We start from the raw sequence: 15,615 nt of genomic DNA, 5'->3' as shown, positions 1-15,615 counted from the left end.
TAGGCAATAATCTTAAGAATGATTATCTTGTAAGTTCAGGATATCTCTGAAGTGCTAATGTGTAGAACTGCTCAAGAGCCTCATCATATGTAGCATAGTTGCCATTGATGTAGTCGCCCATAGCTGTCTGGAAGTCACCAAGAAGACCCTGATCATAAGCTGTAAGGTTAGCCATATCAATGTTATCAGCACCAGCGCAGAACATCTTAAGAGGGTTCTGTCCGCCAAGAACTGCATTTGAGTATGACTCATCAGCTGCAAGACCTTCCATAACAGGTCTGTTGTTTACGAAATCATTGTCCTTAAGAACGATGTCCTTCATAACTTCTGGATCGCATGTCATCTTTCTCATGATATCTGCTACAAGGTTAGCATTATCTGTTCCAGCTGCTGCGCAGATCCATGTACCGCCCCAATAGAAGCCCTGAGGTCCTTCTGTAGCAGCCCAGCCGCCATCATGTGCAACAGAACCATCTACATCAGCTGCCATACAGAAATCGATAAGCCAAGCTGGTCCAAAGTAAGCAAATACTTTTCCTTCAGGATAGAAGCCCTTGTTCCAGTCTTCGCCCCACTGTCCCCAAGTGTTGCAGTAGCCAGCGTCAGCAAGTTTCTTAGAATCTTCAACCCACTTCTTAAGGTTGTCATCAACCTGGATCTTTGTTCCATCTACCCAAGGAAGCTTAGCGTTGTTCTGATATACACGGAATGTATCAGCTGTTGAAGAAATTACATCGTAACCAGCCTTATCAAGTTCGCCTGCTGACTCAAAGAACTTATCCCAATCTGAGAACTTAGCCTGGATATCTGCAGGCTCATCTGTTCCGAATACTTCTTTTGCAATTGCTCTGTTGTAGATCATAACGCCAGGGCAGCCCTGCCATGATGTTCCCTTAAGAACTCCGTTAGAATCTGTAACAACTGCCTGTGTGTATGCATACTGATCTTTGAGATCTTCATCTGTGATTCCAAGATCCTTTATAGGAAGTGTGTAATCTGTATCTGTGTACTTAACAGCGTAGTCAGCTTCTACAAGGAAAAGGTCAACCTTATCATCTGCTGCTGCACTATCCTGTGCAAGAAGAAGCTCATCAAGTCTGTTCTGGTAAGCGTTCTCTTCGTTAGGAGTAATGAGCCAGTTAACTGTTACATCACCGATCTTACCTGTTGTTCCATCGATTACCTCATATCCTGGATAGTGATCTGTAAGACGAGACTTAAACTCTTCGTTCCATGCTGAAATGTTAAGAACTTTTCCCTCATCTGCTGGTAATTCAGCAACTGCTTCTGTTGTTGCCTCAGCTGCAGGTGTCTCTGCTGCTGGAGCTTCTGTTGTTGTCTCAGCTGCAGGTGTCTCTGCTGCTGGAGTCTCTGTTGTAGTAGCTGTGCTACCGCATGCTGAAAGCATACCTGCTACCATAGTTGTTGAAAGTAACAATCCAAGTACTTTCTTCTTCATAACTAATGTACCTCCCTTTTATATGAGTGTTTTGTTAGTATTATCTAAAACGGCTTTGCCGTCTTAAACCTTATTTAACTGTTTCAATACGCCCTACGGACTCACCCTTCTCAAGAGTCCCTTCTATAACTATCTGCTCGATCAGCGTTCCTTTCGGATTATTTATCAGATCAATCAGCTTGGCTGCTGCTGTCCTTCCAATTTTGTCTGTATTCTGAACTATTGTTGTCATCAAAGGACTTATTCGCCTTGCCAGCTCAATTCCATCATAACCGGCAATGGAAATATCTTCCGGGATGCGCAAGTTCCTCTCTCTGACTGCATTGAATCCGCCAAACGCTGCAAAGTCATCGGGATAAAGAATACATGTAGGTGGATCAGGAAGATCAAGAAGCTTTTGGGTAGCTTCATAAGCCTTCTCAGTATCTCTGTAAGGACTTCCCACGATATATTCATCCGAAACGTTTATACCAAGTTCCTGCAAAGTATTGTAGAAACTTGCCAATCTGCTCTGTGTAACGGCGGTATTTTCATAACCGTGTACATAAGCTATCTTCCTATGTCCCATTTCATATACATAAGTAACTAAATCCTTAATGCCTTTTATGTTGTCAGACATGATCGATATTCTATTGAAGAAAGAGTGGTCGATAGTGACAACAGGAATGTTGCTCTTAATAAGCTCATCCACTTGGGGATCTGAAAAATCAACACAGGCAATTACCACACCGTCAAATCCTCTGTAGATTGCGTGAGATAAATAGCTCATATTGTTGCGGGTCTTATTACCATTAATAAAGGTGATATCGAAACCTTCCTGCTCCGCTTTCTTTTTGAAACTGTCAAGAACATGTGAAAAGTAATCATGAGTAAGGCCGCTGTTTGCCTCATCAACAAACAGGACTCCGATGTTATTGGTTCTGTTTGTCTTGAGCGCCTGGGCTGCAGCATTGGGATGATAGCCAAGCTGCTCAGCAATTTCTCTGACACGTTCTTTCGTTTCTTTACTTATATCACTATGATCATTAAGGGCCTTGGAAACGGTCGCAACCGACACTCCACAAGCCTTAGATATGTCTTTGAGTGAAACCATTCTCTTTGTCATTTGTACCTTTTCACATACACTTAATCGTTTTCGTGATTTCAATATACATCATTTTTACTTTCAAATCAAGTATCATTATTATTTTTTTGTGCACATTATATAATTTTGTTTGTTTTTTACAAATTCATTATCGCTTTTTCATACATTTTTCCGAAGTTGTACATAGTTTGTTCATTTTTGATTTAAACGTTTTCGATTTGATACAGATTCTGCGCCTATTCCACGGAAACGATTTGTTTATTTTAATTACCCCTAGGTTTTGTGCGGCATTCAGGTGAATCTTTTTTGGATTTTTTCTATTGCATTCCATCAACTTGCCATATATAATGTCACTAGGAAATTATCTTAAACGTTTAAGTATTAGGAGGTCGATATGAAATACGGTTACTTTGACGACGCAGCTCGTGAATACGTCATCACTACCCCAAAGACTCCCCTTCCCTGGATCAACTACCTCGGGAATAAAGAGTTCTTTTCACTAATATCCAACACTTGTGGCGGTTACACATTCTATAAGGATGCCAAGCTTTTAAGACTCACAAGATATCGCTATAACAACGTGCCTTATGACAACAATGGTAAATACTTCTATATTAAAGATGTAACAGATGCCGCTAACACTGTTGTATGGAATCCGGGTTGGCAGCCTGTCAAGACAAAGCTTGACAGCTACGAATGTCGTCACGGCCTTGGATATAGCAAGTTCACATCATCCAAAAATGATGTTGAAGCAAAACTTTTAACATTCGTTCCTATGAATGACAACTGTGAGATTTCAAAGCTCACTATCACAAATAACAAGAGCACAGCAGCTAAATTGTCACTCTTTTCTTATGTAGAATGGTGCCTTTGGAATGCTGACGATGATATGAAGAACTTCCAGAGAAACCTTAGCACAGGTGAAGTTGAAGTTGTTGACGGCGGATCTGTTATCTTCCACAAGACAGAGTACAGAGAGCGTCGTAACCACTATGCTATCTACGGTGTAAATGCTAAAGTTGATGGATTCGACACTAGCAGAGATGCTTTCCTTGGTGCATACAACGGCCCTGACAGCCCTGATGTAGTTGCAGAAGGAAAGGCAACAAACTCAATTGCAAGCGGATGGTCTCCTATTGCATCTCAGCAGATCAACCTTGAGCTTGCTCCTGGCGAGTCCAGGACTTTCATCTTTACACTCGGTTATATCGAGAATCCTGAAGATGATAAATGGGAAGCTCCTTCTGTTGTTAATAAAAAACCTGCATTCAAGATGCTTGACAGCTACAAGACAGAGGAAGCTGTTGATAAGGCTCTTAAAGAGTTAAGCGATTACTGGGATAACCTCCTTGGAATCTACCACATCTCTTCCAAAAATGAGAAAGTTGACAGAATGGTCAACATTTGGAACCAGTATCAGTGCATGGTAACATTCAACATGTCACGTTCTGCTTCATATTATGAGTCAGGAATTGGCCGTGGAATGGGCTTTAGAGATTCATGTCAGGATCTTCTGGGCTTTGTTCACCTTATTCCGGACAGAGCAAGACAGCGTATAATTGATATCGCTTCTACTCAGTTCCAGGATGGTAGCGCATATCATCAGTATCAGCCACTTACCAAGAAGGGTAACTCCGATATCGGATCTGGCTTCAATGATGATCCACTTTGGCTCATTGCAGGAACAAGCGCATATGTAAGAGAGACAGGTGATCTTTCTATATTAAAAGAGATCGTACCTTTTGATAACGATATGAGTGTTGCAAAGACACTTATGGAACACTTAAAGTGCTCACTTAACTTCACTATCACTCACAAGGGACCTCACGGACTTCCTCTTATCGGAAGAGCTGACTGGAACGACTGTCTGAACCTCAACTGCTTCTCAGAGCACCCAGGTGAATCATTCCAGACATTCGGACCTTCTGAAGGGCCTGTTGCAGAATCTGTATTCATTGCCGGAATGTTTGTTAAGTACGGTGAAGAGTACGCTCAGCTCGCTGAACTCTTAGGCGATGATGCTGAAGCAAAGCGCGCAAGAGACGAAGTTAAAAAAGTTTACGACGCTGTGCTCGATGCAGGTTGGGACGGCGAATGGTTTGTAAGAGCATATGATGCCTACAGCAACAAAGTTGGTTCAAAAGAATGTGAAGAAGGTCAGATCTACATCGAGCCTCAGGGCTTCTGCGTTCTCGCAGGAATCGGTGTTAAGGAAGGCCTTGCAGCTAAGGCTCTTAAGAGCGTTGAAGAAAGACTTGATACCAAGTATGGCATAATGATCCTTCAGCCTGCTTACACAAAATATCACCTTGAACTTGGTGAAGTAAGCTCATATCCACCGGGATACAAGGAAAATGCCGGTATCTTCTGCCACAACAATCCTTGGGTTTCTATTGCTGAGACAGTTCTTGGCCACGGAAACAGAGCTTTTGAGATCTACAAAAAGACATGTCCTGCTTATATTGAAGACATCAGCGATGTTCACTGCACTGAGCCTTATGTATACTCTCAGATGGTTGCAGGAAGAGATGCTAAGTTCTTCGGACAGGGCAAGAACAGCTGGCTTACAGGTACTGCTGCCTGGACATTTGTTAATATCTCACAGTACATTCTTGGTGTATATCCTACTCACAACGGTCTTTCAGTGAGCCCTTGTGTACCTGAGGACTTTGGTGACTTTACAATCACAAGAAAGTACAGAGATGCCGTTTATACAATTGACGTTAAGACAAATGGTTCACAGAGCGGAGTTAAGAAGCTCACTGTAAACGGCAAAGAGATCGAAGGAACTGTAATTCCTTACGAAGCAGGAGTAAAAGAATACAAAGTTGAAGTTATCATGTAATCTTATTTTATAAAAGCTATCGACCACGAAACTTATTTTTCATAAAAAATTATACTTTTTTATACCTCTTTTAAAAAATGCCTAAAAGCCGCATATTTTCTGCATTCAAGCAGATTTATGCGGCTTTTTGCATATTGACTTTAACATTTTAAGTTAATTTTAGGTTTAAGTTTCATAATGCACACATAAACTAAAAAGCAAATCTATTAGGAGATGACTTAAGATGAAAAAAAAATATGTCAAAAAACTGATATCTACTGCAGCTATAACAGTAATGTGCGCATCACTTGCTGCCTGCGGTCAGGAAAGTACAGCTTCAACTCTGGATACCCAGGCTGAAAGCAGTGTTGAAGCACCTGCAGAAGCTGGTGAAAAAGACATGGCTCAAGGCGAAGCGCCTGCAGATAATAAAGAAGGTGAAAAGCCTGAAGGCGAGGCACCTGATGGAGAAAAGCCTCAGGGTGAAGCCCCCGATGGAGCACCTGGCGGTGGTCCCGGAGGAGAAGGCGGTGGCGGCTTTGGCGGCGGTAGCAGCAGCGCTGATATAGATTATTCAGGTGCTGTTGAGATCACATCTGCCGATACTCAAGACTCAAAGACATATTCAACAAGTACAGTTGATCAGAGTGCTCTTTTGATTGCAACTTCTGAAGACGTAACAATAACAAATCCAACTGTTGAAAAGACAGGTGACTCAGATGGTGGCGACAACTGCAACTTCTACGGTCTTAACGCTGCTGTCCTTGTAAAAGACGGATCAACAACCACAATCACAGGTGGAACTATCACTTCTGATGCAGACGGCGCAAACGGCGTCTTCTCTTACGGCGGTAACGGCGGACAGAACGGTGCTTCAGGAGACGGCACAACAGTTATCATTTCAGATACATCCATTACAACAACAGGTGACGGTTCAGGCGGTATCATGACAACAGGTGGCGGTATAACAAAGGCTTCCAACCTCACTGTTGAAACATCAGGCCAGTCCTCTGCTGCTATCAGAACTGACAGAGGCGGCGGAACAGTTACTGTAGATGGCGGAACTTACACAACAAATGGTCTCGGCTCACCTGCAATCTACTCAACTGCGGATATTACCGTTTCAGATGCAACACTCACTTCAAACCTTTCAGAAGGTGTATGCATTGAGGGTATAAACTCCATTACACTTAATGATTGTGATATGACTGCAAATAATACTGACACTAATGGTAACGCTACATTCTACGACACCATCATGATCTACCAGTCAATGTCAGGTGATGCAGACAGCGGAACATCTACATTTACAATGAACGGCGGCTCACTTACAAGTAAAAATGGTCACGTATTCCACGTTACAAACACAAACGCGGTCATCAACCTCTCAAGTGTAAGCATCAACAATGCCGATTCTGATAACATCCTTCTCTCAGTATGTGCAGACGGATGGACAGGCGATAACAATATAGCCACACTTAATGCAGATGACCAGATCCTCTCCGGAACAATCCTTGTCGGAGATGATTCTGAGTTCACATTGAACCTCACAAACGGATCAACCTTTGAAGGAGCTATCGACGGCAACATAACAAACGCAGACGGCGAAACAGTGTCAACAAAGGTCGGCACAGTATCAGTAAGTATCGACTCAAGCAGTACCTGGACACTTACCGCTGACACTTATATCACATCCTTTGACGGCGACGCATCAAGCATAATCAGTAACGGTTACACACTCTACGTAAACGGCACAGCATTAACAGGCACAAAGTAAATAGTAATTTCTTAAACTCCCCACACCACAGGGCGCCCACATAGCCCTACGGTGTAGGGAGTTTTTTTTGTGGAATCAGAGGGACGATTCTTTGCACGTAATTGTGTATTTCGCTGGGGTTTTGCGCATAATTTGCCATTTTACTGGCATATATGATAAAATATTTAGTCAGTCGGAGGTGAATATGAGCGCAGATAAAAAGCCCAGAAAGCACAGGCATAAGAGACATTATACTTTTATGATCATTTCAGGAGATTCTGATGGAAGTACCAAACGTCTCCATCTTAATCATTTTAAGACTCAGGTGCTTGCCTACTGTTCTTTTGCAATAGTTCTTGCACTGGTCTGCTACATTATCTACTCGGCAATGACCATAAATACTCTCAGGTCCATACAGGCTGAGCAGAAAAAACAGATTGAAGATCTCAAAGTAGAAAACAGTACTTTGGAAGCATCGAATGAGACTCTTGTAACTGAGGAACAACAGCTTAGAGCAGCTCTTAATCTGAGACTGGAAAATGAGCAGCAGTCAGCTGAAGAAGCTGAGACCCTCGCTGTCCCAACAGGTTTTCCGCTTACAGCAGGAGCTTCAGCACCTATTGCAGCTGTTGATGATACTAACTCCACTACTGTTACCAAGATTACAGATGAGAATAAAGATACTGCTACCGGCAATCCTATTGTTTTATTTGAAGCAGCAGCCGGAAGCAATGTAATTGCAACAGGTACAGGCACAGTTTTATCAGTAACTACTGATGCCAAATTTGGCAATATGGTCACCATTGACCATGGCAATGGATATATCACTTTCTATAGAAACGCAGGAGATCCACTTGTTTCTGAAGGCGATGCCATAGACAGAGGTGACATAATCTTTGTGGTAAGTGACAATACCACCCTTGGATATCAGATTCAGCAGGATGATAAATTTATCGATCCTGAAGAACTAATAGAGATTAATGGTTAAATCGGAGGATAATCATGTTCGGAAACAAAAAAGACTCAGCCGAAGACAACGCATTACTGGAACAGGTTGGAACAATCATTGGCCCCGGCGCTGTAATTGAAGGCCCACTGACAACTAAAGATTCAACCAGAATTGACGGTATCATTAAAGGAAACGTAACCATCTCTGGTGCGCTTATCATTGGCCAGGACGGCAAGATTACCGGTACTGTATCAGCACTTAACGTATATGTTGCTGGTGAGGTTACAGGTAATATCACTGCTCCACAGGGCAAAATTGAAATAAGTGATACCGGAAAAGTTTACGGCGACATTTCCTGCAAAGGAATCATCATCGATGAAAACGCTGTTTTCCAGGGTAAATGTGAAATGACCGGTCAGGATAAGTCTTCTGCTTCTATAGCGAAAGAAAGAGCTGTTGCTGATAAGGAATCAAAAGAAGAAACGGCTGAAGATAATAAGGCAGAAACAAACTGAAGATAATAAGACAGAAACAAACTGATAATGAATTAAATAAAAAACGCTTGCCCACGGAAATTATCCAAGGCAAGCGATTTTTTTTATTTCATTCTCTCGAAAACTAACTCGTAACCATCATCACCATAGTTAAGTGAACGGTTAACTCTGCTTATGGTTGCGGTAGACGCACCGGTCTTCTCCGCTATCTCCAGATAAGTCTTATGTTCTCTCAACATAGAAGCAACTTCAAATCTCTGTGAAAGAGAAAGAAGCTCGTTAACAGTACACAGATCCTCAAAGAAGCTATAACACTCCTCTTTATTCTGAAGGCAAAGAATTGCATCAAACAGGTGATCTACTGCATCTGTTCTTATTTTTTTGTTCATCTGCCATGTCCTCCAATTCAATATTTTTTCTGTCGCCACAACTTATCAATATTTCGTATAAAATACTTTCGTGCTTAAACATTTTATCACTCTAAATTTGTAAAGTAAAGAGGTAATTTAAATATCGGAAAAGCACTAAAAATTGTAATGATTATACGCAAAATACAAAATATGCGCTTTACTTTTGTTTTTTACTGTGCTATTGTAAATATGTTGTCATAGACTAGACAACAGAACGAATATTTTTTTATTTTTAGTGGAGGTATTACAATGAACAAAGGTACTGTTAAGTGGTTCAACAACCAGAAGGGTTACGGCTTCATCTCAGACGAGGCTGGAAATGATGTATTCGTACATTATTCAGGACTCAACATGGAAGGTTTCAAGTCTCTCGAAGAGGGCGCTTCTGTAGAGTATGATGTAATCCAGGGCGAAAAGGGACCTCAGGCCGTAAACGTAAACAAGCTTTAATTCTGAATTAGAGCAATTAATCAGACTACAAAGTGCCTTATTCTAATATATATATATTGAATTTGCAAGATTGTAACAATGATTAATAGAAAAAGCCATCTGACATTAGTCAGATGGCCTTTTTTAGTCTTGAATCACTCACATGCTGTGATCACATCTTCCATCTTCAGATTCCCGCCAAATATATCAAGCGCGGATCCAACAGTAACATCTATCTTACCTTTCCCAAGCTTTTTCAAGCTTTTAATATCGGATATACTGCCAACACCGCCGGCATATGTGATAGGTCTTTTCCCCCAATCGGCCAGGATCTTAACTACATTCTTTTCTATTCCGTTTTGCTTGCCCTCAACATCTGCTGCATGAACCAGAAACTCATCGCAATACTCTGAAAGTTCATCCAAAGTTTCGCTGCAAAGTTTCACATCGGTCATCTTCTGCCATCTATCAGTGACAATATAGTAAGATGCAGGCTCATCCTTGCTTTCATCTTCTCCTGCTTTACAGGAAAGATCAAGAACTATCCTTTCTTTCCCAACAGCCTTGACCAGCTTTTTCAGGTTCGTATAGCTAATCTTGCCATTTTTAAACACGTATGAAGTGACTATAACATGAGAAGCACCTGCATCAATGAATTCCTGCGCATTGTCAGCAGTTATCCCGCCGCCAACCTGCAAAAGACCGGGATTAGCTAAAAGAGCTCCAAAAGCCTGTTTTTTTGTCATTTCATAATAAGGGCTGTCCACAGAATTAAGAAGAATCACATGACCGCCTGAAAGCCCCAGTTCTCTATACATATTGGAATAAAATGCCGCTTCCCTTGTAGACACATAGTTCTCACTGGCCACATCTCCGGCATCTCTAAGACTGCTACCCACAATCTGTTTAACTTTTCCGTTATGAATATCAATACATGGTCTAAGCTTCATGATCATTCCTTTCATAAATAATGGCTGAAGTCCTGCTGCACATACATCCCAAAAGAATGTGTAGTATAACTTCAGCCATATCATCAGGCAAGTACGTCACTCATGTCATACATTCCGGCAGGTTTTCCAGCAAGGAACTTGGCTGCCTCTATAGCTCCTTTTCCAAATATAGCTCTGGAATAAGCCCTATGAGAAAGAGTTACAACTTCGTCGTGTCCCGCAAAGATAACATCGTGATCCCCAACGATCGTACCGCCACGTACCGCTGAGATTCCTATTTCTTTTTCAGGTCTCTTTTCTCTTCTTGTGCTTCTGTCATATACGTACTCGTATTCATTGCCAAGAGAATCGTTAATGCTGTCAGCAAGGGCAATTGCTGTTCCACTTGGTGCATCAAGTTTCTGATTGTGGTGCTTTTCTACTATCTCAATGTCAAATCCTGCTGCCGCAAAAAGTGGAGAAACCTCCTTTAAAACCTTCATAAGAGCGTTAACACCAACAGACATATTGGCAGACTTTAAAACTGCAACTTTTTTGGATGTCTCTTTTACCTTAAGAAGCTGATCTTCTGAAAGACCTGTTGAGCAAAGAACAACAGGAGTTGATGTCTTTTCACAATAAGCTAAAAGGCCTTCTGCCGCAGAAGCATTTGAAAAATCAACAATGACATCTGCTGCCACATTGCACTCCTCAAGGCTTTTAAAAACAGGAAAATCGTAGGAGCTCTCTCCATATGCATCTACTCCTGCGACAACTTCTATATCCTTATCTTCCTTAACAAGGTCGATAATCACATGTCCCATGCGGCCATTGCAGCCGTGCATTATCATTTTTGTCATATTTACTCCTCTGAAATCGTATGTTTAAACTGATTTATACACCGATCAATTGTGGATATCTTATTTTTTTAGCACATTTTTGTTGATAAACGCGATCAGATAAGTCCGAACTTCTTCATCTCTGCGCGGAGCTTTTCCTGATTCTCAGGTTCCATCTCTGTAAGAGGAAGGCGAAGAGGGCCTGCCGCAAAGCCTACCATTTTAAGGGCACTCTTAACAGGGATAGGATTAACCTCAGAGAAAAGAGCTTTCACGAGAGGAAAAGCTTTGAACTGAAGCTCTCTTGCAGCTGCATAATCCCCCTCAAGACACTTCTGACAAATCTCATGTGTCTGTCGTGGAGCGATATTTGATAGAACTGAGATGACACCAAGACCACCAATTGACATGATAGGTACGATCTGATCATCATCACCTGAGTAAAGATCGATGCATCCTTCTGCAAGCTGCATCATCTTGGTTGTCTGTGAAATATTACCTGTAGCATCCTTGATACCAACAATATTTTTGTATTCACGCGCAAGCTTAACAGCTGTCTCAGGAAGGATATTGCAGCCTGTTCTGCTTGGCACATTGTAGAGAATGATCGGTATATTTACCTCTTTTGCTACTGCTGAGAAATGTGCGATGAGACCGCCCTGTGTAGCCTTGTTGTAATAAGGAGTAACAAGCAGTAATCCGTCAGCGCCATACTCCTCGGCAAGCTTTGAAAGCTTGACAGCTGTCTCTGTGCAATTAGAACCTGTTCCTGCGATAACAGGAATTCTTTTTGCTACCTTGTCTATACAAAACTTTACAACGTCCATGTGCTCTTCTTCACTCATGGTCGCTGCCTCTCCGGTGGTTCCACATACGATAATGGCATCTGTTCCGTTCTCGATCTGGAACTCGATAAGACGCTCAAACTCTTCGTAATTAACCTCCCCGTTCTCCTTAAATGGTGTTGCGATCGCAACTCCTGCTCCCTTAAAAATAGCCATTTTGCCCTCCTTTTGGCTTTTGGTGCGCTAATGCTGTTTTTTCAAAGAAAAAGGCTCAACAGAAAATCTGATGAGCCTATAACAATCCTGGTTAAAGCATTTGTATTGTTGATAGCGCCCCATCTTTCGATGACAGTCATACAGCTGTTTACTGCATGCCCAAGTATCCAATCCTCAGGTAATTGAACCTTTCGGCGTATTTACCTTTTTTCCTGATTCATCTGTGCCTGACACATCCACAGAAATACTCATTAAATACGCAACCTCTATCTAAACCGTCTTTAGTTGTTTTAAATACTACAACACGAAAAAAAGCGTGTCAAGACCGCCGCACGTTTTCCAATAAAGTAGCCACTATAAACATTTTATTATTACTTTATTAAGGAAATGAAAATGGGGTTGAACTAGAAAAAAACGCGTGCTATACTACTAAAGTTTTGAGAAATAATTGTTAATTGTATTAATTATAAGAAAGGTTTATTTATGAAGCAGACTAGAAATGATGTAAGAAACGTTGCTATTATCGCTCACGTTGACCATGGTAAAACAACTCTGGTTGACGGACTTTTAAGACAGAGTGGTGTATTCCGTGCCGGTCAGGAAGTTGTAGAACGTGTTATGGACTCCGGGGATATCGAAAAAGAGCGTGGTATTACCATCATGTCTAAAAACACAGCTATCACATATAAAGATATCAAGATCAACATCATTGATACTCCAGGTCACGCAGACTTTGGTGGTGAGGTTGAGCGAGTTCTTAAGATGGTTAACGGTGTAATCCTTGTCGTTGACGCTTTTGAAGGTCCTATGCCACAGACCAAGTTCGTTCTTGGTAAGGCAATGGATCTTGGTCTTCCTGTTATTGTATGTATCAACAAGATCGACCGTCCTGAAGCAAGACCAAATGATGTTATCGATGAAGTACTTGAGCTCCTTATGGATCTTGGTGCCGATGATAATCAGCTTGACTGCCCATTCGTATTTGCATCGGCTAAGGCTGGAACATCATCACTTTCACTTGATGAACCTGGCACAGATATGAAGCCACTTCTTGATACAATCGTTAATTATATTCCAGCTCCTGTTGGCGATCCTGATGTCAGCACACAGGTGCTTATCAGCACAATCGATTACAACGAGTACGTTGGACGTATCGGTGTAGGTAAGGTTGATAACGGTGTCGTTAAGGTTAACCAGGAAGTTGTAGTTGTTAACCACCACGAGCCAGACAGACGTATCAAGACCAAGATCAGCAAGCTCTATGAGTACGATGGACTTGGAAGAGTTGAAGTTCAGGAAGCAAAGATTGGTTCAATCGTTGCCATTTCAGGTATCGAAGATCTTAAGATTGGTGATACACTTTGCTCAGTTGATAATCAGGTTGCTATTCCATTCCAGAAGATTTCAGAGCCTACTATTTCAATGAACTTCATTGTTAACGACTCTCCACTTGCTGGTCAGGAAGGTAAATATGTAACAAGCCGTCACCTTCGTGACAGACTTTATAAGGAACTTAACACTGACGTTTCTCTTCGTGTAGAAGATACAGATACAACAGAGACATTCAAGGTTTCAGGACGTGGTGAGCTTCACCTTTCAGTTCTTATTGAGACAATGCGTCGTGAAGGCTTTGAGTTTGCTGTAAGTAAGGCAGAGGTTATCTACCACACAGATGAGCAGGGTCACAAGCTTGAGCCTATGGAGAAATGCTACATCGATGTTCCTGATGAATTCTCCGGAAGCGTTATTCAGAAGCTCGGCGAAAGAAAAGGTGAGCTTGTAAACATGGGTGCCGGAAATGGTGGTTACACTCGTCTTGAGTTCAACATTCCTTCACGTGGACTTATCGGATACAGAGGTGAGTTCATGACTGATACAAAGGGTAACGGTATCATCAACACAATCTTCGATGGCTATGCTCCTTATAAGGGAGATATGAACTACCGTAAGACAGGTTCAGTCATAGCTTTCGAGTCAGGTGAAGCTACAGCATACGGTCTTTTCAATGCTCAGGACCGTGGACAGCTCTTCATCAAGCCTGGTGATAAGGTTTACTCAGGAATGGTTATCGGAACAAGTGGTAAGTCTGAGGACGTTGAGGTTAATGTCTGCAAGACAAAGCACCTTACAAATACAAGAACATCAGCTTCTGATGAAGCTCTTCGTCTTGTTCCACCTAGGATCATGTCTCTTGAGCAGTGCATCGAATTCATCGATAACGATGAGCTTTTGGAGGTAACACCTACAAGTCTTCGTATCAGAAAGAGAATCCTTGATCCTACTCTTCGTAAGAGAGCCGGCTTCAAGAAATAATTCTTTTTTGCAAGCAGGACGTAATAAACTATCAAAGTATACATTGTAAATTAGGGAGAGTATTCTGATGGATGCTAATCGCACCCATCGGAATACTCTCCCTTTGTATATGCGTAAGTGATTGGTAGCGTCCGCCACCATTGACTGAACCTGAGGAAAACGCCCTGCAGGCTCTGCCGACGGTGAGGATGATGGGAACAGTAGATTTTATCTCACCGTCGGATTCAGCATTGTAGCGTTTTTCCCAGAACCCGTCAATGGCAAGCACCTGCGGTGTGGCTGGGTTAAGGTGCCTCAGGATCCAATTCCGAGAACAGTAGGGGGTGAAGGCACCTCGGACTCTGAATTCAGTGGCAGCAGAAGCGGCTAGTTTCTATGGAACATGGGCTCGCAGCTTTCGCATGCCACATGTGAAAGCAGGGCTAAAGGGAGTTTATATGTGTACACTATACAAGTAGCAGTTAAGGGAGCCCGAAAGCGTTACCTTTGGGCATATAGCTTGTTTTTAATAGCTCAGCCACCTGCAATTAAACAGGTTTTGGGCTCATAGCCGGATATCAGGCTTGCAGCCACCCCTCATCATGGATTTCATCGCAGGCGATTGGGCATATACGGTAATAATCCGGCCGCAGCCTTTTTACGGGTGGTCCGAGGCTTGAAGTCGTCCTATATGCCCATTTGAGCGCTCGTGAGGGGTGGCTGGCATCGCAAAAAGCTGCTATATGCCCAAAATAGTAAGAATCAGAGGTGGCTGAAAGCTTTACAAAGCGCTATATGCCCAAAACGATATTTTTTCTATTATATGGATCGTTATACGGACGGAATGATTTTTATAACAGCGATTTTCTGAGATATAGGATAAAACCTGAATTTCTATCGAAATCCACTTTGATAATACCTATCATGACCAGAAACATGACCTAAGTAAAAGAAATATACTGATTAGGTCATGAATTCTGTAATAACAAAGCATTATCATGACAAAAATCACATTATGTCCATATAATGGTGTAAATTGAAAATATAATATAAAAGAGCCATGAATGCTCTCTCCTGATTTAAAATGTTAAGTGACCAAACCAAACAATATAAAGGAGGTGAGTAATCATCATGGCTCAAGTAAATATT

General features: G+C 41.9%; 12 protein-coding genes and 1 riboswitch. Of the genes, 6 read left to right on the top strand and 6 right to left on the bottom strand.

The genetic code is table 11. The features are described from left to right. Positions 1 to 22: 22 nt before the first annotated feature. Positions 23 to 1,459, bottom strand: a complete 1,437-nt coding sequence (locus E7303_RS03275) for a carbohydrate ABC transporter substrate-binding protein (RefSeq protein WP_292143819.1) — start codon at positions 1,457 to 1,459, stop codon at positions 23 to 25. 70 nt (positions 1,460 to 1,529) lie between these two features. Further along, complete coding sequence (locus E7303_RS03270; RefSeq protein ID WP_292143894.1) at positions 1,530 to 2,552, bottom strand: LacI family DNA-binding transcriptional regulator; 1,023 nt, start codon at positions 2,550 to 2,552, stop codon at positions 1,530 to 1,532. 385 nt (positions 2,553 to 2,937) lie between these two features. Here E7303_RS03270 and E7303_RS03265 point away from each other — a divergent pair, with 385 nt between their 5' ends. From E7303_RS03265 to E7303_RS03250, 4 genes are all read left to right on the top strand, one after another. Beyond that, positions 2,938 to 5,388, top strand: a complete 2,451-nt coding sequence (locus E7303_RS03265) for a GH36-type glycosyl hydrolase domain-containing protein (RefSeq protein WP_292143818.1) — start codon at positions 2,938 to 2,940, stop codon at positions 5,386 to 5,388. Positions 5,389 to 5,611: 223 nt separating this feature from the next. Beyond that, positions 5,612 to 7,144 carry a hypothetical protein gene (locus E7303_RS03260; protein ID WP_292143817.1) on the top strand — a complete coding sequence of 511 codons (1,533 nt, stop codon included), beginning with the start codon at positions 5,612 to 5,614 and terminating at the stop codon, positions 7,142 to 7,144. A gap of 184 nt (positions 7,145 to 7,328) precedes the next feature. Then, the gene (locus E7303_RS03255) at positions 7,329 to 8,111 is read left to right on the top strand and encodes a murein hydrolase activator EnvC family protein (RefSeq protein ID WP_292143816.1); all 783 of its coding nucleotides are present in this window, start codon (positions 7,329 to 7,331) and stop codon (positions 8,109 to 8,111) included. Between the two features lie 14 nt (positions 8,112 to 8,125). Continuing rightward, a complete protein-coding gene (locus tag E7303_RS03250; RefSeq protein ID WP_292143815.1) occupies positions 8,126 to 8,587 on the top strand; it encodes a bactofilin family protein in 462 nt (153 codons plus the stop codon). Positions 8,588 to 8,670: 83 nt separating this feature from the next. Here E7303_RS03250 and E7303_RS03245 read toward each other — a convergent pair whose 3' ends face one another. Continuing rightward, positions 8,671 to 8,955 carry a YerC/YecD family TrpR-related protein gene (locus tag E7303_RS03245; RefSeq protein ID WP_022773837.1) on the bottom strand — a complete coding sequence of 95 codons (285 nt, stop codon included), beginning with the start codon at positions 8,953 to 8,955 and terminating at the stop codon, positions 8,671 to 8,673. A 270-nt stretch (positions 8,956 to 9,225) separates the two neighbouring features. Here E7303_RS03245 and E7303_RS03240 point away from each other — a divergent pair, with 270 nt between their 5' ends. Next, positions 9,226 to 9,426 (top strand): cold-shock protein, encoded by a 201-nt coding sequence (locus E7303_RS03240; RefSeq protein WP_013281837.1) that lies wholly within the window; start codon positions 9,226 to 9,228, stop codon positions 9,424 to 9,426. A gap of 134 nt (positions 9,427 to 9,560) precedes the next feature. Here E7303_RS03240 and hisA read toward each other — a convergent pair whose 3' ends face one another. From hisA to dapA, 3 genes are all read right to left on the bottom strand, one after another. Further along, positions 9,561 to 10,355, bottom strand: coding sequence for a phosphoribosylformimino-5-aminoimidazole carboxamide ribotide isomerase (gene hisA / locus E7303_RS03235; protein ID WP_292143893.1), 795 nt, complete (start codon positions 10,353 to 10,355; stop codon positions 9,561 to 9,563). Between the two features lie 83 nt (positions 10,356 to 10,438). Next, a complete protein-coding gene (dapB, locus tag E7303_RS03230; protein WP_292143814.1) occupies positions 10,439 to 11,194 on the bottom strand; it encodes a 4-hydroxy-tetrahydrodipicolinate reductase in 756 nt (251 codons plus the stop codon). Between the two features lie 95 nt (positions 11,195 to 11,289). After that, complete coding sequence (dapA, locus tag E7303_RS03225) at positions 11,290 to 12,174, bottom strand: 4-hydroxy-tetrahydrodipicolinate synthase (RefSeq protein ID WP_022773833.1); 885 nt, start codon at positions 12,172 to 12,174, stop codon at positions 11,290 to 11,292. Between the two features lie 104 nt (positions 12,175 to 12,278). Then, a riboswitch (Lysine riboswitch) is annotated at positions 12,279 to 12,451 on the bottom strand. 206 nt (positions 12,452 to 12,657) lie between these two features. Between dapA and typA the strand changes: the two genes are divergently transcribed. Next, entirely contained in the window at positions 12,658 to 14,487 is a 1,830-nt protein-coding gene (typA, locus tag E7303_RS03220) for a translational GTPase TypA (protein ID WP_292143813.1), read from the top strand. Positions 14,488 to 15,615: the final 1,128 nt, after the last annotated feature.

Origin of the sequence: Butyrivibrio sp. (genome assembly GCF_015056685.1) — a bacterium.
Taxonomy (GTDB): Bacteria; Bacillota; Clostridia; order Lachnospirales; family Lachnospiraceae; genus Butyrivibrio.
Note: the sequence above shows the minus strand (reverse complement) of the source record. Positions and strands in the feature narration are given on the sequence as shown.

Excerpts from the sequence above, each read along its gene's own strand:
- E7303_RS03275 (WP_292143819.1), bottom strand. The coding sequence starts at position 1,459 with ATGAAGAAGAAAGTACTTGGATTGTTACTTTCAACAACTATGGTAGCA.
- E7303_RS03270 (WP_292143894.1), bottom strand. The coding sequence starts at position 2,552 with ATGGTTTCACTCAAAGACATATCTAAGGCTTGTGGAGTGTCGGTTGCG.
- E7303_RS03265 (WP_292143818.1), top strand. The coding sequence starts at position 2,938 with ATGAAATACGGTTACTTTGACGACGCAGCTCGTGAATACGTCATCACT.
- E7303_RS03260 (WP_292143817.1), top strand. The coding sequence starts at position 5,612 with ATGAAAAAAAAATATGTCAAAAAACTGATATCTACTGCAGCTATAACA.
- E7303_RS03255 (WP_292143816.1), top strand. The coding sequence starts at position 7,329 with ATGAGCGCAGATAAAAAGCCCAGAAAGCACAGGCATAAGAGACATTAT.
- E7303_RS03250 (WP_292143815.1), top strand. The coding sequence starts at position 8,126 with ATGTTCGGAAACAAAAAAGACTCAGCCGAAGACAACGCATTACTGGAA.
- E7303_RS03245 (WP_022773837.1), bottom strand. The coding sequence starts at position 8,955 with ATGAACAAAAAAATAAGAACAGATGCAGTAGATCACCTGTTTGATGCA.
- E7303_RS03240 (WP_013281837.1), top strand. The coding sequence starts at position 9,226 with ATGAACAAAGGTACTGTTAAGTGGTTCAACAACCAGAAGGGTTACGGC.
- hisA (WP_292143893.1), bottom strand. The coding sequence starts at position 10,355 with ATGAAGCTTAGACCATGTATTGATATTCATAACGGAAAAGTTAAACAG.
- dapB (WP_292143814.1), bottom strand. The coding sequence starts at position 11,194 with ATGACAAAAATGATAATGCACGGCTGCAATGGCCGCATGGGACATGTG.
- dapA (WP_022773833.1), bottom strand. The coding sequence starts at position 12,174 with ATGGCTATTTTTAAGGGAGCAGGAGTTGCGATCGCAACACCATTTAAG.
- typA (WP_292143813.1), top strand. The coding sequence starts at position 12,658 with ATGAAGCAGACTAGAAATGATGTAAGAAACGTTGCTATTATCGCTCAC.